16 protein-coding genes and 1 pseudogene are annotated in these 23,831 nt (G+C 70.2%); 7 read left to right on the top strand and 10 right to left on the bottom strand.

The genetic code is table 11. The features are described from left to right. Positions 1-35: 35 nt before the first annotated feature. From QH470_RS19220 to QH470_RS19230, 3 genes are all read right to left on the bottom strand, one after another. Positions 36-428 (bottom strand): VOC family protein, encoded by a 393-nt coding sequence (locus QH470_RS19220; protein WP_280273769.1) that lies wholly within the window; start codon positions 426-428, stop codon positions 36-38. Continuing rightward, positions 388-1,359 (bottom strand): RNA polymerase sigma factor, encoded by a 972-nt coding sequence (locus QH470_RS19225; protein ID WP_280273770.1) that lies wholly within the window; start codon positions 1,357-1,359, stop codon positions 388-390. Before QH470_RS19225 ends, QH470_RS19220 begins: the two co-directional genes overlap by 41 nt. Positions 1,360-1,679: 320 nt before the next feature. Next, positions 1,680-2,552, bottom strand: coding sequence for a haloalkane dehalogenase (locus tag QH470_RS19230; protein WP_280273771.1), 873 nt, complete (start codon positions 2,550-2,552; stop codon positions 1,680-1,682). A gap of 354 nt (positions 2,553-2,906) precedes the next feature. Here QH470_RS19230 and QH470_RS19235 point away from each other — a divergent pair, with 354 nt between their 5' ends. Continuing rightward, the gene (locus QH470_RS19235; protein WP_280273772.1) at positions 2,907-4,067 is read left to right on the top strand and encodes a zinc-binding dehydrogenase; all 1,161 of its coding nucleotides are present in this window, start codon (positions 2,907-2,909) and stop codon (positions 4,065-4,067) included. A gap of 450 nt (positions 4,068-4,517) precedes the next feature. On the opposite strand, the gene QH470_RS19240 is transcribed toward QH470_RS19235, so the two are convergent. From QH470_RS19240 to QH470_RS38265, 5 genes and pseudogenes are all read right to left on the bottom strand, one after another. Next, on the bottom strand, positions 4,518-6,113 hold the full coding sequence (locus tag QH470_RS19240; protein WP_425302702.1) for a dynamin family protein: 1,596 nt from the start codon (positions 6,111-6,113) through the stop codon (positions 4,518-4,520). Between the two features lie 26 nt (positions 6,114-6,139). Further along, positions 6,140-7,951, bottom strand: a complete 1,812-nt coding sequence (locus QH470_RS19245) for a dynamin family protein (protein ID WP_425302703.1) — start codon at positions 7,949-7,951, stop codon at positions 6,140-6,142. A gap of 26 nt (positions 7,952-7,977) precedes the next feature. Then, positions 7,978-10,122 carry a beta strand repeat-containing protein gene (locus tag QH470_RS19250; RefSeq protein ID WP_280273774.1) on the bottom strand — a complete coding sequence of 715 codons (2,145 nt, stop codon included), beginning with the start codon at positions 10,120-10,122 and terminating at the stop codon, positions 7,978-7,980. A 119-nt stretch (positions 10,123-10,241) separates the two neighbouring features. Continuing rightward, a complete protein-coding gene (locus tag QH470_RS19255) occupies positions 10,242-10,370 on the bottom strand; it encodes a hypothetical protein (RefSeq protein ID WP_280273775.1) in 129 nt (42 codons plus the stop codon). A 472-nt stretch (positions 10,371-10,842) separates the two neighbouring features. Continuing rightward, a pseudogene (locus tag QH470_RS38265) lies at positions 10,843-10,989 on the bottom strand (IniB N-terminal domain-containing protein); the annotation flags it as partial. 282 nt (positions 10,990-11,271) lie between these two features. On the opposite strand from QH470_RS38265, the gene QH470_RS19260 reads away from it, so the two are divergent. The 6 genes from QH470_RS19260 (at position 11,272) to QH470_RS19285 (ending at position 21,343) form a co-directional block, all read left to right on the top strand. Continuing rightward, a complete protein-coding gene (locus QH470_RS19260) occupies positions 11,272-12,948 on the top strand; it encodes an Hsp70 family protein (protein ID WP_280273776.1) in 1,677 nt (558 codons plus the stop codon). Positions 12,949-13,005: 57 nt separating this feature from the next. Continuing rightward, positions 13,006-16,089 carry a LuxR C-terminal-related transcriptional regulator gene (locus tag QH470_RS19265; protein WP_280273795.1) on the top strand — a complete coding sequence of 1,028 codons (3,084 nt, stop codon included), beginning with the start codon at positions 13,006-13,008 and terminating at the stop codon, positions 16,087-16,089. 44 nt (positions 16,090-16,133) lie between these two features. Further along, on the top strand, positions 16,134-17,327 hold the full coding sequence (locus QH470_RS19270; RefSeq protein WP_280273777.1) for a hypothetical protein: 1,194 nt from the start codon (positions 16,134-16,136) through the stop codon (positions 17,325-17,327). Between the two features lie 171 nt (positions 17,328-17,498). Next, positions 17,499-18,866, top strand: coding sequence for a S1 family peptidase (locus tag QH470_RS19275; protein ID WP_280273778.1), 1,368 nt, complete (start codon positions 17,499-17,501; stop codon positions 18,864-18,866). A gap of 122 nt (positions 18,867-18,988) precedes the next feature. Continuing rightward, positions 18,989-20,335, top strand: a complete 1,347-nt coding sequence (locus QH470_RS19280) for a S1 family peptidase (RefSeq protein ID WP_280273779.1) — start codon at positions 18,989-18,991, stop codon at positions 20,333-20,335. A gap of 153 nt (positions 20,336-20,488) precedes the next feature. Beyond that, positions 20,489-21,343: an NRDE family protein gene (locus QH470_RS19285; RefSeq protein WP_280273780.1), complete on the top strand. Its 855-nt coding sequence runs from the start codon at positions 20,489-20,491 to the stop codon at positions 21,341-21,343. 177 nt (positions 21,344-21,520) lie between these two features. Here QH470_RS19285 and QH470_RS19290 read toward each other — a convergent pair whose 3' ends face one another. Together QH470_RS19290 and QH470_RS19295 are read right to left on the bottom strand one after the other, a co-directional pair. Then, entirely contained in the window at positions 21,521-22,312 is a 792-nt protein-coding gene (locus QH470_RS19290) for a DUF8020 domain-containing protein (RefSeq protein ID WP_280273781.1), read from the bottom strand. 262 nt (positions 22,313-22,574) lie between these two features. Next, a complete protein-coding gene (locus QH470_RS19295; protein ID WP_280273782.1) occupies positions 22,575-23,363 on the bottom strand; it encodes a DUF8020 domain-containing protein in 789 nt (262 codons plus the stop codon). Positions 23,364-23,831 lie beyond the last annotated feature (468 nt).

Genomic DNA, 23,831 nt, shown 5'->3' on the forward strand with positions numbered 1-23,831 from the left:
CCTCCTCAGCGTCGGCGTACCCCCGGCGTCGGCGCCTACACGGGGCCCAGGAGGTCCCAGCGATTGCCCGCGATGTCGAGGAAGACAGCGACCCGGCCATAGGGTTCGGTGCGGGGCCGCGTCACGAACTCGACGTTCGCTTCGGTCATTCGCGTGTACGCCTCGTCGAAGTCTTCGACTCGAAGGAAGAATCCGACGCGGCCCGCGGCCTGCTCTCCGACGGCGGCGAGTTGGCGGGCGCCGTCCGCGCGGGCGAGCAGGATCCCGGTCCGCGCGTGGGGCGGACGAACGACGACCCAGCGTTTCGGCCGACCATCGTTGGTCAGCGACGGTACGTCCTCGACCAGGTCGAAACCGAGGGAATTCACGAAGAAGTCGATGGCCGGGTCATACTCCGCGACGACGAGGGCGATCAGATCCAAGTGCATTCGACGAGTCCTGGAGACGGCGTTCGGTGTCCTCGAGCAGGTCGGTGTCCTCGAGCAGTGGGAAGCGGCCGGAACGGAGGAGTCCGGCGATGGCTTCGGCGCGTGCTTGCGGGAGGGCGTAGTCGGGGTGGGCGCGGAGGACGGCGGCCGCGTCGTGGAGACGGATCATCTGGGCTTCGGCCGCGGCCGCGGTGCGGCCACCGGGGGTCACCGGGTGGTATGCGAGTGCCGGGCGGGACGGGTCGACGCGGCCGAGCGTCACCGCGCGGTCCACGCTCCGGGCACAGCGGCAGGCGGCGGCCGGGTTGGCGAGGCCGCAGGACGAGTTCAGGAAGTTGCCGAGGCGTTTCTTGGCTCGCTCCAAGCGCTTTCGGTAGGCGGCCGCAGTGGTGTCGAGAATCCAGGCGGCCTCGGCCGAACTCAGCTCGAACACGTCGCCGAGCACGAACGCGACCCGTTCCTCCCGGGACAGGCACTGCAGCATGCCCTGACTGCAACTGAGCCGGACCTCCCTGATGAGCACGGTGGCCTCCGGCCCGCGATACTCCTGCTCCGCCAGCCCGTCGCGCAATCCGGCGCCGAAGTCGTCCAGCGACAGCTGCGCCGCCTCCTGCGGACTGCGGCGACGCAGATTCAGCAGGTAATTCACGCCGATGCGATAGGCCCAGGTGGTCAACCTCGCCTCCGCCCGGAACGTACCGAGCGCGCCGAGCACCCGCAACAAGATCTCCTGCACCGCGTCCTCGGCATCCGCCGGCCGCCCCACCATCCGCAGCGCCAGCCGATACAACGGATCCCGCAGCACCCGAACAACTTCCGTAACCGCCTCCCCCTCCCCCGCAACCGCCCGCGCCACCAGCGCACCTTCCGCGCGAACCGCACTGTCGGAGTCCGCCGCGCTGTCGGAGTCCGCCACCGAATCCGCTGCCATCACCACATGGTTCGCCGTGGATTCTCGGTGCGCAACCGGCTGTTTGTGGCGGAAGCCGGGGGCAACCGGTTGTCCGACCGACCGTATCGTCCGAGGATCCGTAGTCGGCGGGCTCTCTGTCACGTGGACTTTCAGGACAGTCATCAGCGCTCCCCTCGTCTCTGGCATGGTCGCCCACCACGCACTACGACGTGCATGTCCAAGTTGGCGCGGCTCCCGGCGGGTGATCATCCGGCTGGAGGCGGATGGGCCCCGGCCTGAGCGGACACAATCTCGCTCGAGACGGCAATATTTGCCGCCCCGAGCGTGATTGTGGATGCTCAGGCCGGGGCATCGGTGCCGAGTAGCGCGTGCTTGTCCAGCCAGTCCGCCACGGCGGATCCGATCGCGTGCGGCTGGTCCTCCGGGGCGTGATGTCCGGCCGGGCCGATGGCGGCGACCTCGGCGGAGGCGAAAGTCGCTGCGGCCCAATCGATGGACTCCTGGGAACCGAGGCCCACGCCGTTGTCCACAGCCATCAACAGCTTGGGAATTTCGGGTGAGTCCGCCATCCAGCGGCCGTAGTTCTCGATGATCGCGACCACGTCGGCGGGCTCGCCGTCGAGCGGCAGTTCCCGCGGCCACACCAGCATCGGCAGGCGCGACCGCGGTGTCGGGTAGTAGCCGCGGTAGACCTCGTGCGCCGCGGGATCGAGGTTCCGGGTGGAGTGCGGCAGGTTGAATTCGATGAACATGTTCTCCTGCAACACCATTCGCTCGCCCTCCGGCGAACGGAAGCGGCGGAACAGGTCGGCGCCCAGCGGCGGCAACTCGGCCCAGCGCAGCGGCCGCAGGAAGGTCTCCACCACCGCGATCCCTCGCACCCGACCGGGATGACGTGCCGCCCAGTGCATCCCGAGCGCCCCGCCCCAATCGTGGCCCACGATCACCACACGATCCAGGCCCAGAGCATCGAACCAGGCATCGAGGTAGCGGGCATGGTCGACGAAACGGTATGCGCTGTCGGGCTTTCCGGAATCACCCATGCCGATCAGGTCCGGCGCCAGCGTCCGGGTCCGATCGCTCACATGCGGAATCACCGCCCGCCACAGGTGCGACGAGGTCGGATTACCGTGCAGGAACACGACCGGGGCCGCCCCGGCGCCGGTGTCGCGGTAGTCGATGAACGAGTCGAGAACGTCGATGGTGGGCATCGCCGGGGTCCTTTCGTGAGGTGCTTACATCCGGTTGGACACCGCCGTCGGGGCGCTGTGACAGCTCGATGCGGTGAGCTACGTCACCAGCAGGTCCGGCGGCGGGCTGGACGCCAGGCGTCAGACCGACGGCGAGGCTCGGTCTGACGCTGTTGATATGTGCGGGATTCGCCTTGGTATGTGCGGGATTCGTCGCTCTGCCCGGAAACGCCTCGCACGGCATGAGGTGGATCGGAAACCGATGCGACTGCGGCAGCGTACGGTCCGCCAAGGCATGGAAACCGGACGCACCGACCGCGTCGTGGCTCGGCGGAACCGCCGGACGCGTGCCGGTGGCCGGGGTACCGTGCGGGTATGAAGGCGGTCGTCTGTTCCGAAGGCAAGCTGGAGGTCGCGGATATCGAGGGGCCGCGGCCCGGCCGGGGGCAGGTGCTGATCAATGTCCTGCGGTGCGGGATCTGCGGCTCCGACCTGCACGCGCGGGTGCACTGCGACGATCTCGCCGAGCTGGCCGCGACCACCGGATACGACAACTTCATGCGGTCGGATCAGCGGGTGGTGCTGGGGCACGAATTCTGCGGGGAGGTCGTCGAATACGGCCCCGGCTGCCGGAAGCGGTGGCGGCCCGGCACCCGGGTGGTGGCGCTGCCGATCTTGCGGAACGGCCGCGAACCCCAGCTGACCGGCCTGTCGGCGCAGGCTCCCGGCGGTTACGCGGAACAGGTCGTCGTGCAAGAGGCGATGACCTTCGCGGTGCCGAACGGGCTGTCACCGGATCATGCCGCACTCACCGAGCCCATGGCGGTGGCCTGGCACGCGGTGCGCAAGGGCCGGGTCGGCAAGGGGCAGACGGCGTTCGTGATCGGCTGCGGCCCGATCGGTCTCGCGGTGATCAGCATGCTGCGGGCGGCCGGGGTGAAAACCATTGTCGCGAGCGACTTCTCGCCACGTCGCCGAGAGCTGGCGGTGCGTTGCGGCGCGGATGTGGTGGTCGATCCCGGGGTCGAATCGCCATGGACCGCGGTGCCGAAGAAGGGCCGCATCACCGGCGTCACCGACGTGCTGAATCTCGGCTTCGACGCGATGGAGCGGCTGCGGCGGATCCCGAATCTGCCGTGGTGGTACGCGTTTCGGCTGGCGCACACGCTGAATGCCGGGCCGGCCGGGCCGGTGGTCTTCGAATGCGTCGGCGTGCCGGGCATCATCGACCAGATCCTCACGGCCGCACCGCCGATGACGCGGGTCGTGGTGGTCGGCGTCTGCATGGAATCCGACCGGTTCCAACCCGCGATGGCCGTCAACAAGGAAATCGAGCTGCGCTTCGCCTTCGGCTACGACCCGGGCGAGTTCCGCGACACCCTGCACATGATCGCCGACGGCAAGGTAGACCCGGCCCCCTTGATCACCGGCACGGTCGGCCTGGACGGCGTAGACAACGCCTTCACCGCCCTCGCCAACCCCGAACACCACGCCAAGATCCTCATAGACCCCGCAAGCACCACCACCACACCCTGACCCCGCAAGCACCACCACACAGTCACCCCGCGACCACCTTCCTCACCCGCAAGCACCACCGTGCCCTCGCCCCGCGAGCACCACACTCGCACGCACAAGCACCACCTCACTCCGGAAGAACCATCGCGCCCTCATTCCGCGAGCAACGACTACACCCTCACCCGCAAGCACCACCACACCCCTCAAACCTGCGGGCGCTGCCCCCGCACCTTCAACCTGCGGCCCCATCGTCCAAGGTCAGCAGGCGTCGACCTGTACGGCTGCTTCTTCAACCAGCGCCAAGGCCACCGCGGGGAGCACCACCACCGCACTCAGACCCTTGCATCGGCGCGCCCCCAATAGCCGGACTTCACCGTCCCGTATTCCTCGTCGGCTTCCGGCGACGCTCGGGCCGTTCGCACTTGTACACGGCAGCAAGAGATTCGGTCGAGCCTGGGGAACTGTGCGGATCTAGCGCCCGGAATTGCCCTGCGGACGTATGCGGGGCAAGGGAGTGGTTTCGGGCGCGCCCAGTTGCTCCACCAGGCCCTCCGCGCTCCGAGCGCCGGTCTCGCAGGCGTTCGCGGTGGCGCGGTCGGCGAGCGGATGACGGGACCGGGTGCGCCACTTGTGCACGGCGGCAAGGGCTTCGGTGCGCAGTTCGGCCGCCGAGGCGGAATCCGGCAGGCCGAGGCGGGAGGGTGCGGCGATGCCGGATCCCCCGATCAAACGGTGTAGTTCGGCGAGATCGTCTGCGGACAGCAGGAATTCGTCGGTGCGCAGCCGTCCGAGCAGGCGTAGCTCGGCGAATCCGTGGACGTCGGCGAGCAGGGTGCGCACTCGCGGCAACAGCCGGTCGGCGGCCGTTCCCGGATAGCCGGTCAGGACGCGGGCCAGTGCCGTCAGCGCCGAATGCGCCTGCAATTGGTCGGCGCGATCGGCGAATTGCACTGCCAGCACCGAACGCAACTCGTCGAGCCCACTGTGCCGGGTCAATTCCGCTGCGAGCGTGCCGGAGTCGCGCACGCCGAGCCGGATCAGCGTGACGGCCATGCGAATTCCGAACAGGCCGAAGCGCGCGGACAGATGCGCCCGCAGGTCCGGCGCGACCGGCAGCGGCAGGTCGGGGCGGGCGAAGCGATCGGCCGACAACAGCGCGGCATTCAACTCCGCCACGGGAGCCGCGGCGAGTGCCTCGAACGCGTCGTATTCGCGCTGCCGCAGCGTGGCCGCGGCGAAGGCGAGCAGGCCCGCCACCGGAATCACGGCCTGGCACAATCCGGTTCGCTCCAGCTCCCGAGCGAAGCGGTCGGCCACCTCCCGGGCGGAATGCAGCGCGTCGATGCCGCCCGCACCGATCTCGTCGGCGCGCGAGACCACCCCGACCACACCCAGCGGTCCGGTGAATTCGGAATCACCCTGGCGCGCAGCGGTTCCCAGCTGCTCGAGCAGGTCGAGATCCGCGGAATCCAGGCGGCGCATCAGGTAGACGACGGCATCGGCGGCGGGCAGCGGGTCACCGGCCGGATCGTCCGGCGTCAGCAGCCGTGTCGTCCGCAGCGAGATGTCGCGCGACAACGACGACGTGCCGGGCGTGTCGATGATGGTGGTGCGGGCCAGCGCTGCCGACGGCCAATCCACCTCGAGATGGTCGACCTCCTGCGGGCCGCCCGGACTCCAGCGCAGCGCCGACAGGTCGAAGGTCAGGCCGTGCGCTCCCGGGAGCCCGCCCACGCCGGGGACGCGGCGGACCACGACGTCGGCGCGGGCCCCACCGGCGGCCACCGCCGTCACCCGCGGCGTGGACCCGTGCCGGTACCAGGTCACCGTGCGGGTGCACTCGGTCGCGTCGGTCGGGGCGATGTCCTGCCCCGCCAGCGCGTTCAGCAGCGTCGACTTCCCGGCCTTGAGCTGACCCACCAGCGCCACGCGCAACGGCTGATCCAGCCGCCGCGCACACTCGTCCAGCAGTTCGGCCGGCCGCGACCGTGGGGCGAACGCCTGCGCCGCGGCCCCGATCAGCCGCCGTGCCTCCGGCACGATCCCACCGGTGACCTCGAAACTCACGCGGCAACCGTACCGGAGCGTCCGGCCTAACCGGTGCCCGCGGGCGGCAGCATCGCGTCGGCATACCGGCGCAGTTCGGCGACGACGCGCAATTGCCGTTCCAACTCGGCACAGCGTTCGGCGCGCCGAGCGGTCTCCACCCCGGCCGCGTCCTGTGCGGCCTGCAACGAATCGGAGAGCGACCGCAGGCTGCGTTCCGCGATGCCGGTGAAGTGGTCGCGCAGCAACCGGTGGATGCGGTGCAGCCGATCGCGGGACTGCTTGCCCGCCTCGAAGGCGACATCGTCGAGGTAGCGGCGCACCGCAGCCTTCGCCTCGGCCCGCCGCCGGACCTGCCGCTCTCGCTTGTCGTCACGGAAAGCCTTGCCGCCCAACAGCATTCCCGCACCCAACGACAGCGGATTGACCAGGGCCAGACCGGCGACGGTACCGGCCAGGCCCACCATCACCAGCCCGCCATAGGAGCCGCGTAGGCCGACGAGCAGCTTGTGCCCGAGGCCCAGTTCCGGTTCCAGATCCGACAGCGCCACCCCCGCGCCGGGCTCGCCGGAGCCGGGATCCGGGCGGACGTGCGGCAGGTCGACGCCGCCGAACTCGGCGAAATGCTCGCCGACCCGCTCGGCCAGCAGGACACCGCACCGGTGCGTCCACACCAGATTGTCGCCGATCGCGGTGTCCACGGTCGTGCTGAGCCATTCCGCCATGCGATCCCAGTGCCGGCCCGGATCGTTCTCGTCGATCCACTCCTCCGCGGTGCGGGCGATGCCGCGCAATCGGCCGCGCAGGTCGTGGTCGATCTCGGCGGCCAGGTCGGTAACGCCGTCACCGAGGGTCTGCTGCCAGGTGGCGGTGCGGCGTTGCAGTTCCTCGGCCTGCGTCTTGGCCGCCCGCAGTTCGCGGATGGCGGCCGCGCCCCGCTCCGGATCGCGCAGGGCGACCAGTTCGCTGCCCAGTGCCAGCGCGAGATGCTCTGCGGCAGAGGAGATGTCGAGGGCCACGGCGCGGCCGGTGGCGGTGCGGCCGCGCGTGACCACCGCACGCAGGAAGTCGTACAGCGGGCCGAAGCCCGACTCGCGGCCCAGTTGTTCATCGCGCAGTCGCAGCGCGTGCGTGCGCAGCAGCGCCGACACCGGCAGCACGGGCAGGTCCAGCCCGTGTCGGCGGAGGTGCGCCTGATCGGCGTGGAGAACCTGCCGCCAGTGCGGATACAGGTCGAGTTTGGTCAGCACCAGCGCCACCGCCGGGCACAGTCGCTGCGCCTGCCGCAGGAACTCCACTTCCGGTTCGGTCAGTTCGGTCGATGCGTCGGACAGCAGCAGCACGGCGTCGGCCGTCGACACCAGTCCGAGGGCGCCGGCCGCGCGGCCGCCGATGGCCGGGGTGTCGATCACCACGATGCCGTCGGCGAGCAGCGGGCTGGGCGCGCGAATCTCCAGCCGGGCGACCGGGCCGTGCGCGGAATGCGGTGTGGGACCGCGGGTCTCGTCGAGCTGCCATGGAATACGCCGCTCGCCGTCCGCGTCGGCCACGACGAGTTCCGCGCCCGGTTGCGGACCGTGCGACAGCAGGACGGGCACGGTGGTGGTCGTGTCGTCGCCCACCGGGCAGAGTTCGGCGTTCAACAGGGCGTTGACGAACCGGCTCTTGCCCTGATTGCCGAGCCCGGCGACCACGATCCGTTGCCGCGGATCGCGCACCCGCTCGGCCAGCGCCCGCAACCGGTCGACCAGATCGCCGCGACCGGCCACCCGCGCGGCCGCGACGGTTTCGGCCAGCGCCGTGGACAGCGGCAGTCCCGGCGTGGCGGAGGTCGGCTCGGTTGCCACCGCGGTCCTCATTTCCCTTGTCGCTCCGGTCGATCCGATCAGTGCGTCAGCTCGCCGCCGATATCACCGCCGAGGTGCGAATCGGCCGCCACGGTGGTCTCGCCCGCACCGAACAGACCCGAACCGTGCCCGTCCTCCAGCCCACCACCGATCCCACTCACCCCGATATCACCGAACGAGACCCCCACCCCGTTACCGAACGCCTGCGACACATCCACCCCCGACCAGGTCCCGGCCGCCGACGACCCGCCATCACCCTCCACCCCCAACCCCGCCCAATCCCCGGCCCCGCCCACAGTCGCCCAACCATCAGCTCCTCCCGAAGTTGCCCAACCATCGGACCCTCCCGCAGATGCCCAGCCACCCGCCCCTTCCACAGCGGCCCTGCCACCCGCCCCTTCCACAGTCGCCCAGCTATCGGACCCTCCCGCAGCACCCCAGCCTTCGGACCCTCCCGCAGCGGCCCAGTCCCCAGCACCACCAACAACCCCATCGACTCCGGCACCACCGCCGAGCCCACCATCCAATTCGGCCGCGGACGACAACGCCCCCTCCAGCCCGCTGCTCAGGCCACCACCGGACGCAAACGCACCATCGAGCCCCGAGGCCAGGCCGGTGCCGCCCGCCAACCCGGCTCCGACCCCCTCGCCCAACCCGAGCTCCAGGCCGGTCGCGCCCGCTGCCGCGGCACCAAGCGCACCCGTGAGCCCGGCGCCTACCTCCGTAGCACCCGAAAAGTCCACGCCCACAGACGCATTCACCGCGCCACCGAGTCCTGCGGCCGCCCCTGACAAGCTGGAATCCAGAGTGGCGTCCAACCCACCAACAGTCCCGCCCAAGGCGGAAGACACATCCGTGGCACCTCCCAGCCCCGCGTTCAACGCGACATCCAGCCCACTCGCGGCATCTAGCCCACTCGCGGCACCCCCCAAATCGCCGATCGCTTCGGCAGCACCCGCCACGCCCACATTCGCTACAGCCCCCAGCCCAGCACCGACATCAGCCGTACCCGACAGCCCCGCATCCGCCACAGCACCCAGCCCGGTAAGAACCCCTCCTGCACCCGACAATCCCGGACCCACGTTCAACGCGACATCCAAACCACTTGCGGCATCGCCCAGATCACCGATTGCTTCGGCAGCACCCGCCAAGCCCACATTCGCTACGGCACCCAAACCGGTACCGACGTCCGCCGCACCTGACAGTCCCGCACCGGCCACAGCACGCAGTTCCGTCGCGCCCCCAACCGCACCCGACAGTTCCGCGTCCGCTACGGCGTCCAGATCGGTGAAAACCCCGGCCACGCCCGACAATCCCGCACCCGCTTCAGCACCGAGATCCGTCGCGTCCGCTACCGCACCCGACAACCCCGGATTCGCTACGGCACCCAGATCGGTGAAAACGCCCGTCGCGCCCGACAATCCCGCAGCCATTTCAGCACTCAGATCCGTTGCGTCCGCTACCGCACCCGACAGCCCTGCGTTCGCTGCGGCGTCCAGATCGGTGAAAACCTCGGTCGCGCCTGACAATTCCGCGCCCGCTTCAGCACCGAGGTTCGTGACCGCCTCTACCGCACCGGACAAACCCGCGTTGGCTGCGGCGCTCAGGTTCGGGGCGGCCGCTACCGCGCTCGACAATCCCACGTTCGCCGCGGCGCTCAGGTCGGTGATGGCCCCTACCGCGCTGGACGGCCCAGCGTCTGCCGCTGCACTCAGGTCCGTGGCTACCTCTGCTGTGGCTGACAGGCCCGTGGCGAGGGTGGTGGTCAGGTTGGTGGTGGCGGAGTCGAGGGAGGTGGTGAGGTTTGTGGCTGTGTCGGTGAGATCCGTTATGGCGGTGGACAAGCCGGTGGTTGCTTCGGCGGAGAGGGTGCCTGCGGTGGTGAGGGCTGTGTCGAGGCCGACCATTAGACCGGTGTTCGTCTGGGTGGCCGCGTCAACGACGCCCTGTAGGCCCAGGTTCGCGATGGTTTCGGCACCACCGGTCACTGCTGTGCCGAGGCTCGCGGCCGCACCGGCACCGAGTCCGGCGGACAATTCCGCGCCGAGGTCTGCTGCGGCCTGCAACCCGGTCTGTACGGCGGACTCCGCGGACAGTCCCAGATCGAGGCCGGAGCCGATCGTCACGCCCGTCTCCGTGCCGAGCGCCGCACCGGCACCCAAGGCCGCCTCGGCAGCGGTCACAGCATTAATCGCCCCGCCCACACCAGCATTCACCGCACCACCCAGCCCCGCGCCCACAGCACCGCCCGCGCCCAGAGCACCGCCGAGCCCCACATCCAATGCCCCGCCGATACCTCCACCTACCGCACCACCCAGACCCCCGTCCAACGCGCCATCCACACCACCACCGAGCTCAGCTTCCGCGCCACCCACACCCGCGCCCACAGCACCACCGAGGCCGAGGCCCGCATCCAATGCCTCACCGCCACCGGCACCTACCGCACCACCCAAACTCCCGTCCAACGCCCCACCCACACCGGCACCCACGCCACTACCGAGTCCAGCATCCACCGCACCACCCAGGCTCGCGCCCACAGCACCACCGAGGCCGAGGCCCGCATCCACCGCCCCACCGACAGCGGTACCTACCGCGCCACCCAGAACCCCGTCCAACGCGCCATCCACACCAGCACCCATGCCACCCACACCCGCGCCCAGAGCACCGCTCAAGCCGAGTCCCGCGTCCAATGCTTCACCGGCACCAGCACTTACCGCACCGCCCAAGCCCCCGTCCAACGCGCCATCCACGGCACCATCCAGGCCCACACCCACGTCCGCGCCACCACCCACACTGGCACCCGCCGTGCCGCCCAGGCCTGCACTCCCCGCACCGCACGCTCCGGCGGCGACGATGGCGGACAGTTGTGAACCGCCTGTGACCAGGGCTGATTCGGCAACCATGGGGGCTACGGCGGCGATGTCCTCGGGGGTTACCGCTTCCAGGCCGGCTGCGGAGAGGGCTTGGGTGGGGTTGGTGCAGTAGCCGACTGCGGCCTCGTGGTCGCGTAGGAGGCTGAGGATGAATTCGAGAATCGCGTTCGGGCTCATGGCGGGTCGTCTCCAGGATCAGCGGGCCGGTAGCGGCCCGCGGCAGTCGAATTGCTTTTCACGCTAGGAACACCTGCCGTTTCCGCGTAACGGGGCGAAACCCCCTTGTCCACAGCGCCTTCGCGATGGGGGCCGTCGCGGCATTAGGGGAATTTCCCCGTACCTCCTCCAGGTGAAGTAACAACGAACCCCCAGCAACCGACAGACGGAACAGGTCGCGACGACCACGCAACTTTTCGAACACACGTTTCACCTTGCGTTTCGAACGACAGGGGTTATCGAATGACTCAGGGCCTGACGCTCGGCATCACCGTCGGGTCGTCGAACACGGTCGCCGTGACGACCAGGGGTGGCCACGGCACCACCGGCGACTTCGCCGTCCGGATCCGACCGAGCGCGCCGCCGGGCGTTTCCGACGGCTTCCTGGCCCGGGTGGGCGACCCCGTGGACATCTTGACCGGCGACGGCTCGCCGATCGCCGCGGCGGATCTGGTCGCCGGTGTCATCGGCGCGGCGATCGACGACACCGCCCCGGAACGCGCCGTCGTCGGCCTGCCGACCTGGTGGAAACCGCACGTCGCGACGGCACAGCGGACCGCGCTGGACGCGGCCGGCCGACACGAGGTGACCCTCGTCCCGGAGGCGGTGGCCGCGGTCCGGCGGCTGGTCGACGAGGGCGATCACGCCGCCGCGAGCCCGGTCGTCGTCTACGACTTGGGCAGTACCGGCCTCACCGTGTCGGTGGTCGGCACCGCGGGCCTGCTCGGCGAGCCGGTTCGCTCCGACGAGGCAGCGGGCAGCGAATTCGATCTACTGGTGTTGCGTTACGTCCTGGCAAACGCCCTGGGAGATTACGACCTCGACCCGTTCGATCCGGTGGTCGAAACGGAATTGTCGGCCCTGCGCCGTCGCTGCCGGAATGCGAAAGAAGAACTGTCAAAAATTACCGCGACGGCGGTCGCTGTTCAGTTCCCGGGGTTGCCCGGCCGCGATATCCGACTGGTCCGCGCCGACGTCGAAGAGTTGTTCCGCGAACCGCTGCGAGACTCCCTGGCCTTGGTGCGCGAGGCGATGACCCGAGCGGGCGGCACCGCGAGCCGAATCCTCCTGACCGGGGGCGGAGCAGCGATTCCGCTGCTCACCGAGTTGCTCTCCACCGAATTCGGCCTCCCCGTCAGCGCGGTCGCCGAGCCCGCGCACACCGCCGCGCAGGGGGCGGCGCTGCTGGCGGCGGACCTGCTCGCGGAGTCCGTGCAAACAGATGTCGCGCCGGTGCTTCCGGCCGAGCGCACCGAACCCGTTCCGGCGCAGGAGAAGTACTCGCCTCCCGAGCCCCGCGCCGTCTCACCACTACCGGAGCTGCCGGTGGATCCCGCGCGCGACGGACGCTTCAGCACCTGGCAGCGCATGGCCCTGATCGGTGGCGCGGCGGTAGCCGTCGCCGTGCTGGCCACCGGCACATTGACGCTGGGCACCGCCGCGGTCGACTCGTCGCCCGCCACGACATCCAATCCGGCCTCGAGCGCGAAATCGCAGACGGCTGCGCACGACTCCGGAGTGGCTCCCGCCGCTGAGACCGGAGCAGACCGATCGGCCGTGCCGGTAGCTGCATCCCCTGGCACCCCAGCCACACCCGGGTCCCCTGCCACACCGGGCTCCCCGACCGCGCCCGGCTCCCCGGCAGGGTCTCCAGCCGCACCCGGGTCTCCAGCCGCACCCGGCTCCCCCGCGCCGGCGGCACCCGCCGACCCGGCCGGAAGTCCCGCGGCACCCGCCCCACCCCCGGCTTCCCCTGCGCCACAACCGGCCCCGGGCTCGCCGACGCCTGTGCCCGGTCCGAACCTGCCCCGGCCCGGCGGGCTCGGCAACACGCTGGGCGACACCCTCGATCAAACCGGCGACACCCTCGGCACGGTGTTGGACGCGCCGGGCCGGATAATCGAACGCACAGGTGGTTGAGCTCCGGTGACAAGCAATACAGCTATCGCGCACGAGTCACTCCCCGGCGTGCGAGAGATGTTCCGCGAGTTGGACTCCGCCGGACCGGAGCCGCTGGTCTTCCTGGTCCGCGGCCGCTCCGGCACCGGCAAGTCGACGCTGCTGGCGGCGATCCGCAACCGCCTGCGCGGGCGCGGCATCGTCGCCTGCGACACCGTCTCCGAGGCCACCGGCGGCACCGGCCCCCGTCCGGCCCTGGTGGTCGACGACGCCCACACCCTCGAACCCAGCGAGTTGGTGAAGTTGTGCGCCGCCGTCGAATCCGGTTGCTGCACAATGGTTATCGCCACCCGTCCGCGGCCGCACGACCCGGCGCTCCGCGCGTTCACCGATGCGGTGTCGCGCCGGGGCCGCGTGGTGGACCTACGTCCGCTCGGTGTTTCCGACATCGCCCCGTTCGCAAGGGAATTGGGCATGATGGTGCCCCGGCCGGTGGCCCAGCACATCCACGGCCGGACCGCCGGTATCCACGGCGGCGTGGTGGCGGCGCTGTCGGCGGCCTGCGCCACGCGGCTGGACAGCGGCATCGGCGCGGTCGACGCGGCCGTGACGGCTTGGGCCAGAGCGCTTCTCGACGACACGGACCCGCACCTGCTTGATGCGTTCGTCATCGCGGCCACCGGGACCGGTCTCGATCCGGCCGAACTCACCGAGGTGCTGGACATCAGCGACGCCGTCGCCCTGGACCTCATCGATCGAGCCCGTGCCAGCGCACTGGTGACCGACGCCGATCTGCTGCTCGCCCTCGCCATCGCCCCGCTGCGCACGCTGGTGGGCGATCGGCGCTTCCTCATGGTGCAGCGCCGACTGCTACAGGCCCGACTGGAAGCCGGGTTGCTGCGCGACCACACCGCGCTGCTGCTCGCGGAGTCCGGCGTGCGCGATGCCAGATTGGCCGAATTCCTTTGTACCGCAGCGGAAGCCGCGGGAACGGAGACGGTCCGCTATTACACGGCGGCAGCGGCCAGCGGTACCGGGACCGGTTGGCGACCCGCACCGGCGGTGAAGTTGCGCTGGGCCGAAGCCGCCGCCCGCCTCGGCAATACCGATGTCGCGCTGCGGCTGGCCGAGCCGATGCTGGACCGTTCCGACGGCCCGGCCGCCGAACTCGCCGCGGCCGTCCGCGTCTGCGCCGGGGTATGGACCCGGCGCGGCCTGGCCGACCGCGCCGCAGACCTGTACTCGTGGCTCGGCCCGGAGCGGATCGGCACCGACTGGGCGGTCGGGGCCACCGTGCTGTACCTGGCGGGCGACATCGACTCGGCCGAGGCCATGTCCGCCTCCGCCGCCCTGTGGCCCCCGACCCGCACCACCGCCCGCGCAAGCCTGATCGCCACCGCCCTCGCCCGCACCCTCGGCCTGGAGGACCCCACCGCCGACGGCACGTTCAATGCGAAAGGCCTTCCGCCACAACAGGCATCGGCCCGAGCCACCCGTCTGACAACCACGCCCGCCCTCGACCGACCGCAGGGAGGAACACCGGCACGCACCACCAACGCCGTTTCCCTTCCCGGCACCGGCCGACCGCGGGAAGGACTGCCCGCAGCCGCCACCAACAACCAAACCGCCTTCGGCAGCAACCAAGCGCCGGAAGACATATCGGCCCCGGCCGCCAACGGCGCGCCTACCACCCGCCAACCGTCCGATGGAGTGTCGGCAGCCTCGGCGAGCGGCACAACCGCACCCGGTCGACCGCCCGAACGGACACCAGCGCCTGCCACCAACGGCGCGCCCACTCCCGGCGGTCCGCGGGAACGGACACCGGCACCCGCCACCAACAACGCACCCGCACCCGGCGGTCCGCGGGAACGGACACCGGCACCCGCCACCAACAACTCACCGGCCCCCGGCCGACCGTGGGAAGGGGCACCGGCACCCGCGATCAGTGGCGCATATGCCCCCGGGCGCACCGCCTCGCTCGCGGCGGCGTCCTCGTTGATTCAGGCAGCGCGTGCGGAACTTTCGGCCGCTGCGGACACCGAGTTGCTGCCGTGTACGGCGGTGTCGATCGCCACGCTGCTGTGCTTGAGCATGGGGGAGCCGCGGCGGGCCGCCGATGCTCTGCACGGTGCCGCGGCCACGACTACGCCGTTGCCGGTGATCACCTCCGATGCCGGCCCGGGTCCCGAGGTGGCTGCCCGTGATCAGCATCTGCTCGTGCTGTCCGCGTGGACGTCGATGCTGGGCGGCGACGAGCAATCGGCCGCGCAACTCGCCGGAGCCCTGGAACTCGACCGGCTGTGCGAGCGTGATCGGCTGCTCGCACACGGCGTTCTGGTCGGGTTGGCCCGGCGCGGCGGCGACCACACCGCACTGACGCTGGCCTGGCAGGCGGCCCACCCGCTGTTCGACGACATCGGCGTCGACCTGCTGGCGCTGCTGCCGATCGGCGAGCTGTGGCTGGCCGGGATCCGGTTGCAGGACGAGAGCCGGGTGGCGGCGCTGGTCGACGGCGCGGTAAAGCTGTTGCACCGCTTGGGCAATCCGCCCGCCTGGGCCAACGCCTTCCACTGGTACGCGATCCAGGCCGCCATCGCCCGCGAACGCCCCGACGAATTGCTGCCGCACGCACAGCAATTGAAGGCGACGGCTCTGGCCGGCGATCCGCACGCGGCGGCGCTGGCCGACGCGGGCCGCACCTGGGTGCTGACGCTGCGCGGGTCGGTGGCGCCGGACGAAGTGGCGGCCGCGGTGCGCCGGCTGGCGGCCATCGGCATGGTCTGGGATGCCGCCCGGCTGGCCAGCGAGGCCGCGCTGGCGGCCGACGATTCGACGATCGCGACGGCCCTGCTGAAACTCGCCCGCACCGTGCGCACCGAGTCCCGCCCGCCGCAATTGCCGATCCGCCCGCCCGAGCCCGCCGCCGAGCCGCGCCCCGAACCGGCCCCGCGCAGCGACGCCATGCTCAGCGAGCGCGAACGCGAGGTCGCCGAACTGGTGCTACTGGGCTTGACGTACCGGGAAATCGGCGCTCGGCTGTACATCTCGGCGAAGACGGTGGAGCATCATGTCGCGCGGATCCGGCGTCGGATCGGAGCCGGGTCCCGATCGGAGTTATTGTCGATGCTCCGCGCCATGGGCCACGGTTCGCTGCTCGTGTGACATCGGTGCGGCACCGACCGGGACACCGAAGCGAGGTAACGAGAATGGCCACAGGGGTGGGCCTGCGCATCGCCGAGGACGAATGCGTTGCCGCTATCGTCGCCGGTGTCGGCGAGGCGGGCGACGACTCGCTCGAGCCCCACTACATCGTCCGCGACTCGGTGCTGCACATGTCCGACGACGGCGACGCCGCCCTGGGCGGCGACCCGCCGTCGGGCCATTCCCATTCCATCACCGGGTTTTTCGCGGCCGTGGGCGACCCGGCGGGCATCTCGGTCGACGACGGCGAGGCGTACCGCGCCGACGATCTGGTCGCGACCGCGCTGTTCTGCCTGATCAATCTGGCCGCCGATCATCTGAACGGCCCCGCCGAGTTCTACGCCACCCATCCCGCGGACTGGCCCGCCCAGCAGGTGACCGCGCTGCGCGACGCCCTGGACTATCTCGGCCTGCGGTCGGTGGTCCTGGTGAGCGAGGGCGACCTTCCCGATCCCGGGAAATCCGAGGACGGAACGGTCGACGGCCGCGGCTACGCCCGCGACGCCGCCCGCGCGGCCCTGGCCGCCGTGCTGGCCACCCCGGCGGGCAGCACGCCGCCGGACCCGACGCACTCCGAGAACTCGCTGATCGTCACCGACGTGCTGCCCGCACTGCCGACCGACGACCCGACCATGCAGGCCTATTCGGCCGCCATGCCCGCGGCGTACTCCGCGGCCGCACCGGCGGTCTACCCCGGCGCCGAGCCGCCCGCCGAGACCGTGGCCGAAGCCGAGACGGCGAAACCCGAGACACCGCAACCCCGCTCGCGACGCAGCCGCCGCACCCTCGTCCTGATCGCGGCCGCCGCGGTATTCGGCCTGGTCCTAGGCGGTGTCGCGGCGGGGTTGCTACTACGCGGCGACACCGACACACCCGTTGCGCCACTACCGAACGCGCGCTCGGAACCCGCGCCGACGACCGTCGCCCCGCCGCCGCCACCGGTTTTCGTGGCCCCGCCGCCGAGCATCGTCGAGGAGCCCGCGCCGGAGCCCGAGACGTCCGAGCCGCCGCCACCGCCGCCGCCCACCTCCGCGACGCCGCCGCCACCTCCGCCCGCGACGACGACCTCACCGTCGCGCCCGACACGGACGACACCGACCACGCCGCGCCGGACGCCGACCACCATCATTCCGTTCATCCCGTACCCGACTTGGCTGCCGACCCCGCAACCACAGCGGCCGTACGCCGGGATTCCGTGATCGTTTCGTAGCGAACTCGGCGCATTTGTGCCCTAAAGTGAAGCGCTGACCCGAGTGCCCGGTTCCACGGACCGGGCGCTCGGTCTGCTACAGGATGAGGGCTGTTGCCGCACAACGGCTTACCGCCCCGCGGATCCACCTGGCACACCCGGTGCCTGACGAAGGGACTTCATGCGCAAGTTGCCGGCGCGACGCGCCACGGTCAAAGCTGCCGCCGCCGCGTTCGCCTCGACCGTCCTCGTTGGACCGTGGTTCGGCGCCTCACCTGCGCTAGCGGACCCGGCACCGGAGACCGCGCAGCTGACGGCCGACCAGCTCCCGCCCGAGATGGCACAGGCCATCGGCCGCGACCTGAAGATGACGCCCGCCGAATACCTCGACCGTGCCGCCCGTGCCCAGCAGTTGCGCCAGTACGCCCGCGATTTCCGTTCCGAACGCCCCGACGAATTCGCCGGCGCCTGGCTGTCCGCGGACGGCAAACCCGTCGTGGCGGTCACCTCGCTCGATGCCGCGCACACCGCGGAGACGGCGGGCTATCAGACCCGGCTCGCGCCGATTTCCGCGGACAACCTGGAGAGTTCGCTGGACCAGCTCGTCGGCTGGATCGGCGGGCTGCCCCGCGACATCGCCGGGGCCATCAACTCGGTCGCCGTCGACTTCCTCAACAGTCAGCTGGTTCTGAGCGTCGCCAACACCCCGGGCGGCCACCTGCTGAACCTCCCGACGCTGATCGCCAACATCAAGGTGGTGCTGTCCCCGAACGGCGGCGGCCCGATCGAGCGGCGGCCGATGGGCGGCGACACCTACATCAGCGCGCCGACCTCGCTCGACGACGCGGCGCTGAAGTCGGTCGACGTGTGCTCGTTCGGCTTCAACAGCATCGACGCGGCCGGCAACGCGCTGAATATCAGTGCCGGACACTGCGATCCGAATCTCGACAAGGGCGACGGCCAGGCCGACGTATATCTGCCCGACGTCCGCAATATCAAGGCCAGTCCGAAACTCGGCACATTCGTGCGGGCGCACGTCGGCGGCAACAGCGGCCTGGACTATTCGGTGATCCAGCTCAGCGAGCGTGCGGTGCGCGCGGGCATGGACCAGCCGTCGGTGCGCGGCGCGAACGGCACCACCATCAGTGTCACCGGCACCGCCGACCCGGTGATCGGCGCGCCGATCTGCAAGTCCGGCCAATCCTCCACATTCACCTGTGGTTTCGTGGTCGCCGACCGGGTCGAGACGCAATTGTTCACCACGGAGGGCCAATCCAAGACCGTGCGCGGTTTCGCCAGCTCGGCCTGCACCCTCGGCGGTGACAGCGGCGGCGCCATCGTCACCGGCACGCTGGCGCTCGGCATCACCAGCGGGTCCAATGCGGCCAACGCCCCCGATTGCAACGAGGCCAATATCGGTCTGGCACAGTACGGTGGCACGGCGTCGCTGGGCATTCCGATCCGCGCGATCCTCGCCGATATCGACGCCGAATCCGGTGGTGGGGTCGGCTCGGGAATCGCGGTGCGTACCCGCCAGAACGCCGGGTGAAAGCCGAACCCGGAATGAATTTTTCACGAATCACCGGAGTGCCGTCCGGCATGCCGGTACGTCAGCCGAATCGAACGCCGAGATAAGTAGGCATAACCGTTTTGAACCCATATAGTCGGCACATGCTCCTGCCACGCATCCGTCTTTCGTCGTCCGCCGTGGGGCGTAACCCGCGCGCCCGTCTCCGTAAAGCCGCCGTCGTCGCGTCGGCGGCAGCCCTGGCCCTCGGGCCGGTCGCGGCGACGGTGTCCGCCGAGCCCACTCCGGCGTCGAATCTGCCCGCCGCCCTGGCCGCGGCCGTCTCCCGCGACCTGAAGATCTCCCCCGAGGAGTACCTGCACCGCGCGGAGGTCGCGCAGCAGGTGGGCGCGTTCTCCACCACCGCGCAGCGGCAGTTCCCCCAGGCCTTCGCCGGATCGTGGCTGGACGACGGCGGCCAGCCGGTGGTCGCGCTGGCGCAGGGGCAGGGCGTGGACGAGGCCCGCAAGGCCGCGCAGGACGCCGGCTTCAAGGTCCGCGACGTCGCCAAGAGCGAGTCCGTGCTGCGCAGTGAGAAGAACGCCTTCCAGCAGTGGCTGTCCACCCAGCCGGAGGCGGTGGCGCAGGCGGTGCGCGGCGTGGTCGTCGACACCGTCAACAACAGCATCGCGGTGCGGGTGGACAAGCCCGGCCTGCCGATGCCCGGCTTCGTCGACCCGGCGCGGGTGATCGTCATGGCCGCACCGCCGGTCGGGCCGGAGCAGTCCGAGGTGGCGCAGGCTACGCCGATCGCGGGCGAGCAGGGCCCGGGCGCGTACGCGGCCGGTGACGGCTACGCGTCCGTGGCGGGCAAGATGAAGCTGGTCTGCTCGGCCGGTTTCAACGGCCTGGACCGCAACGACAATGTCGTGAACATCACCGCCGGTCACTGCGACCCGAACATCCCGGCCGCCGGCACCGCCAACGCCCCGGCCATGTTCGAGTTGCTGCCCGGCAACAAGACCGGCGCACAGCTGGGCACCTTCCAGAAGTCGGTGCTGGGCGAGCAGGACTACTCGATCGTCTCGATCAACGACGACGCGCGGGATCGGTTCTCCAACAACCAGGTTCGCGTCCCGGGCCAGGCCCCGATCGCGGTCACCGGCGTGGCGACTCCGGTGGTGGGCGCCCCGGTCTGCAAGTCGGGCTCGCGCACCGGCTTCTCCTGCGGCGTGGTGAACGCGGTCGACCAGACGGTGGATGTCGGCGAGCGCCAGCTCACCCAGGCCTTCTCGGCCAACATCTGCGCGCTGCCGGGTGACAGCGGCGGTCCGATCGTGACGGGCACCCAGGCGCTGGGCATCTCCAGCGCGTCGTCGGTGGCCGACTACCCGATCTGCGAGATCCCGAATCTGATCGGCGCCCTGACCGGCAACGCCCCGCAGCTGTTCGCGCAGCCGGTGAGCGTGGTGCTCTCGGACAACCCGGGTCTGCGGGTGCGCACCAGCTAGTCCGCGGCGAGGCGTCGCGAGGACGCCGTCTGCATACCCCGAAAGGGCCGGTGACGGGCAGTCACCGGCCCTTTCGCCGTCCCGCGCCGTGGGCAGCTCACCGGCAGCGCGGGGCCGTATACCGGGCCGTGCGGCGTCGGGCATGCTGGACGCATGTGTCTGGTTCTGTTGGGCTGGCGGGCGCACCCCGAGTACCGGCTGATCGTGGCGGCCAATCGGGATGAGTTCTATACCCGCCCAACCGAATCGATGCGGTGGTGGCCGGAGGTGCCGGGCCTGCTGGCGGGCCGGGACCTGGGCGCGGGCAATCCGATTCCCGGCACCTGGCTCGGATTGCTGCCCACTCGCCATCGCTTCGCCACGGTGACGAACGTGCGCGGCCCGAGCGAGGCCCGCCCCGGCACCCGCTCCCGCGGCGCGCTGCTGATGGACTTCCTGCGCGACGAGCACGGGCCGGAGAAGTTCGTCCGTGGCGTCGCGGCGGCCTCCGACGCGTACAACGGCTTCAATCTGATCGTCTCGGATCTGGACACGCTGTGGTGGCACAGCAATCGCAGCGGGCACGCGCCCCTGGAACTGGCCGCGGGCGTGCACGGCCTGTCCAACGGCGCGCTGCTCGGCACCGCGGAGAACGGTCCCGCCGAGAACGGCGCCGTCGCGATCCGCACCGACAACGGCGCCGCGGCCTGGCCGAAGGTCCGCGACGGACTGCTCGCCCTGCGCTCGGTCATCGAGACGGCTCCGGCCGACGTGGCCGCCTATTTCGACGTGCTGGCCGACCGCACCATCGCTCCCGACGACGAACTACCCCAGACCGGCCTCCCTCAGGTCCGCGAACGCGCCGTCTCCGCCCGCTTCGTCGCCGACACCTTGCACGGCACCCGTTGCAGCACAGTCCTGCTCATCCGCGAAGACGGCACCTTCACAGTCGCCGAGAAATCCTTCGGCCGCCTCGGCAGCCCCGAGGACGAGGTGTCGTTCGCAGGCCGCCTGAAACTCCCCTCCTGACCGCCGCCCGGCATCCGCCCGCGGTCGCACGGGCCGCACTACACCGCTACGGGTTGCACGTCGCCGCTACGGAACTCGACCGCTGCGTTCCGTAGTCGCGTACGGGCCGAGTTGCGGAGCGGTGGGCACCCGAGCCTGCGGAGCGATGGGCATACAGGAGAGGTGACAGCGGGAGGGTTATGGCGTGGCAGGGGCGGGTTGTGGGGGCGCCGGGGCGGGCTGTACCGGGCTGGCGGGAGGCTGGGTGAGGTCGGCCCAGGGGGTGGTGCCGGGCGGCGCCTGCAGGGTGTTCAGCATTTCCACACCGGCGGTGGAGACCGTGGGGCCGCCGCCGATCGCCGCGCCGATGATTCCGACGGCGAGTGCGCCGACGATTCCACCCGCGACGGCACCGATGAGGAGGCCGGGGACGCAGCCCGTGGCGACGTCGACAGCGCATCCGATGGCACCGCCGATCGGAACGCCGAGCACGGCGCCGACCGCGATGCCGAGCACCGTCCCGATGGCCGTGCCGATGCCTCCGCCGAGCGCCAGCTTGGTGGCGAAATCATTGATCGCGCGGTCGTTTTCGAGCGGCGAGGCGATCGGTCGCACCGCGGTGAGAGGGTGCTCGCGGTCCACCTCGGCGGGCTGGTCCGGCGTCAGCTCCAGCACGCGGCCGTCTTCCTTGACCGCCGACCGGACGGGAACCGGCACCCCGGCCACCCGGAAGTTCAGCGGCATCTCCAGCGCGACCTGGCCGGTCCGGTTCTTCAGTTCGAGGACCTGCTGCCCGTCGGCCGCGGATCGGTCGGCCAGCTCGAACGTGCCGCCCTTCAGTGTGGTGACGATCGTGCGGTCGACCACCCGCGTGGCGTAGTCGATGTATTCGGCGCCGGTGAGCGCGGGTTCGCCGTGGGCTGCACCCGCGGCGACGGTCATCGCACCGATGACCATGGCTCCGGCCGCAGTGGACGCGCGGAATTTCATCAGGTCTTCCAATCCCTCATCAGGTCGCACCGCACACCCACGTCATGCGGCCCGCCCGGCAGGATCGGACCGACGAAGGTGTGCAGAATGCACACGACGAGGCGAGCTTAGTCGACGCACGATCGGAACGAATACCGAACGCAACGGCCGCACGCGCCCGGATACCACCGGCACGCTCGCCCAACACAAACCGGCCCGCCCCCTAAGGCCAAACCGGCCCGCCCCCGGTAGGGAGCGGGCCGGTTTCGTATGAGCCGCGTGGCTACCGCACCGGCGCTTGCTGCTGCACCTGCTGCTGCTTCTGCATGGCGTCGTCGGTCCACTTGGTGGTACCGGCGGGCGCTTGCAGAGTGTTGACCAGGTCGACTCCGGCCGCGACCAGCGTCGGACCACCGACGACGATGGTGCCGAGAATTCCACCGATCGCCGCACCGGTCGGCAGCCCCACGAGGCAGCCGACAACGACTCCGAGCAGACCGAGCGCGCAGCCGACAACCGCACCGATTGCCGTTCCGACAAATCCACCGATCGCCGTGGCGAGACCGAAGTACGTGGAGAAGTCCGTCAGTGCTCGCTGATTCTCAACGGGCGAGGCAATCGGTTTGACGACCGGCTTCACATTCAATGGTTGGTCACTCGGCAGCCCGGCCGGCCGTTCCGGCGTCACCGCCAGTGCCTTGCCGTCGTCCTGCAGCTCCGCCTTGACCGGAATGTGCTGTCCCGTGATCGCGTATTCCAACGGGAAACTCAGGACGGTGTTGCCCTTGTCGTCTTTGACGTTGACCTGAGTCGGCGCCTGCTCCGTCGGTTGGCCCGAGATTTCGGTCGCTGTCGCGTCGCTCGCCGGCGAGGCCTCAGGCTGAACCAGTTCGAAGACGCCCCCATTGCCTAGGCGGGCGACCACTGTCTTGTCTTCCTGGGCCACCGAGTAGCCGATCGTCGAATCGGGGTGCTCGGCCGGCGCTGCGGGTTCGGCATGCGCGGTACCCAACCCCACAGTCAGAGCGCCGATAGCCAAGGCGCCCACCGCAGTAGTGCTGCGGAACTTCATTCGGTTATCCAATCCATCATCAGGTGTTGCGCGCGTACCTGTTCCGCGAGAGCCCACGCATCCCTCAAGTCGCCACTCCGTCCGAGCGACCTGCAAGACCCTCCCCGAGCGGTGTGAAGATACGCACAGCAAGCAGGACGAAGCGAGCCTAATTCAATCACTGGCCAGAAGCGAGAACTGTTTCCCGCCAGTGGAACTAAGCGTGTCCTTGGTTATGGACCGGATTTGCCGGGTTTTACCGTGATAGCCGAACCGCGCGCACGCGAAACCGCAGCGTAGGAGATCTGCGGGTGAATCCGGTCACACAGGTTATCGGGCCGAAACCCCAGCCAGCTGCGGTGCGCCCCGCCGGAGATCATAGAGTGGACAGGTAAGTTACCGGCGGGTAACTTACTGGAAGTTAGGATGCGTGCAACCGCCGACGGCAACAGCCCTGCCGCCGGATGCTCGTTGAACCGAAGGAAGGTC

It is taken from the genome of Nocardia wallacei (assembly GCF_029868745.1).
Taxonomy (GTDB): domain Bacteria; phylum Actinomycetota; class Actinomycetes; order Mycobacteriales; family Mycobacteriaceae; genus Nocardia; species Nocardia wallacei_B.

Coding starts and splice junctions, on each gene's coding strand:
- QH470_RS19220 (WP_280273769.1), bottom strand. CDS start 428: ATGCACTTGGATCTGATCGCCCTCGTCGTCGCGGAGTATGACCCGGCC.
- QH470_RS19225 (WP_280273770.1), bottom strand. CDS start 1,359: ATGGCAGCGGATTCGGTGGCGGACTCCGACAGCGCGGCGGACTCCGAC.
- QH470_RS19230 (WP_280273771.1), bottom strand. CDS start 2,552: ATGCCCACCATCGACGTTCTCGACTCGTTCATCGACTACCGCGACACC.
- QH470_RS19235 (WP_280273772.1), top strand. CDS start 2,907: ATGAAGGCGGTCGTCTGTTCCGAAGGCAAGCTGGAGGTCGCGGATATC.
- QH470_RS19245 (WP_425302703.1), bottom strand. CDS start 7,951: ATGAGGACCGCGGTGGCAACCGAGCCGACCTCCGCCACGCCGGGACTG.
- QH470_RS19260 (WP_280273776.1), top strand. CDS start 11,272: ATGACTCAGGGCCTGACGCTCGGCATCACCGTCGGGTCGTCGAACACG.
- QH470_RS19265 (WP_280273795.1), top strand. CDS start 13,006: ATGTTCCGCGAGTTGGACTCCGCCGGACCGGAGCCGCTGGTCTTCCTG.
- QH470_RS19270 (WP_280273777.1), top strand. CDS start 16,134: ATGGCCACAGGGGTGGGCCTGCGCATCGCCGAGGACGAATGCGTTGCC.
- QH470_RS19275 (WP_280273778.1), top strand. CDS start 17,499: ATGCGCAAGTTGCCGGCGCGACGCGCCACGGTCAAAGCTGCCGCCGCC.
- QH470_RS19280 (WP_280273779.1), top strand. CDS start 18,989: ATGCTCCTGCCACGCATCCGTCTTTCGTCGTCCGCCGTGGGGCGTAAC.
- QH470_RS19285 (WP_280273780.1), top strand. CDS start 20,489: ATGTGTCTGGTTCTGTTGGGCTGGCGGGCGCACCCCGAGTACCGGCTG.
- QH470_RS19290 (WP_280273781.1), bottom strand. CDS start 22,312: ATGAAATTCCGCGCGTCCACTGCGGCCGGAGCCATGGTCATCGGTGCG.
- QH470_RS19295 (WP_280273782.1), bottom strand. CDS start 23,363: ATGAAGTTCCGCAGCACTACTGCGGTGGGCGCCTTGGCTATCGGCGCT.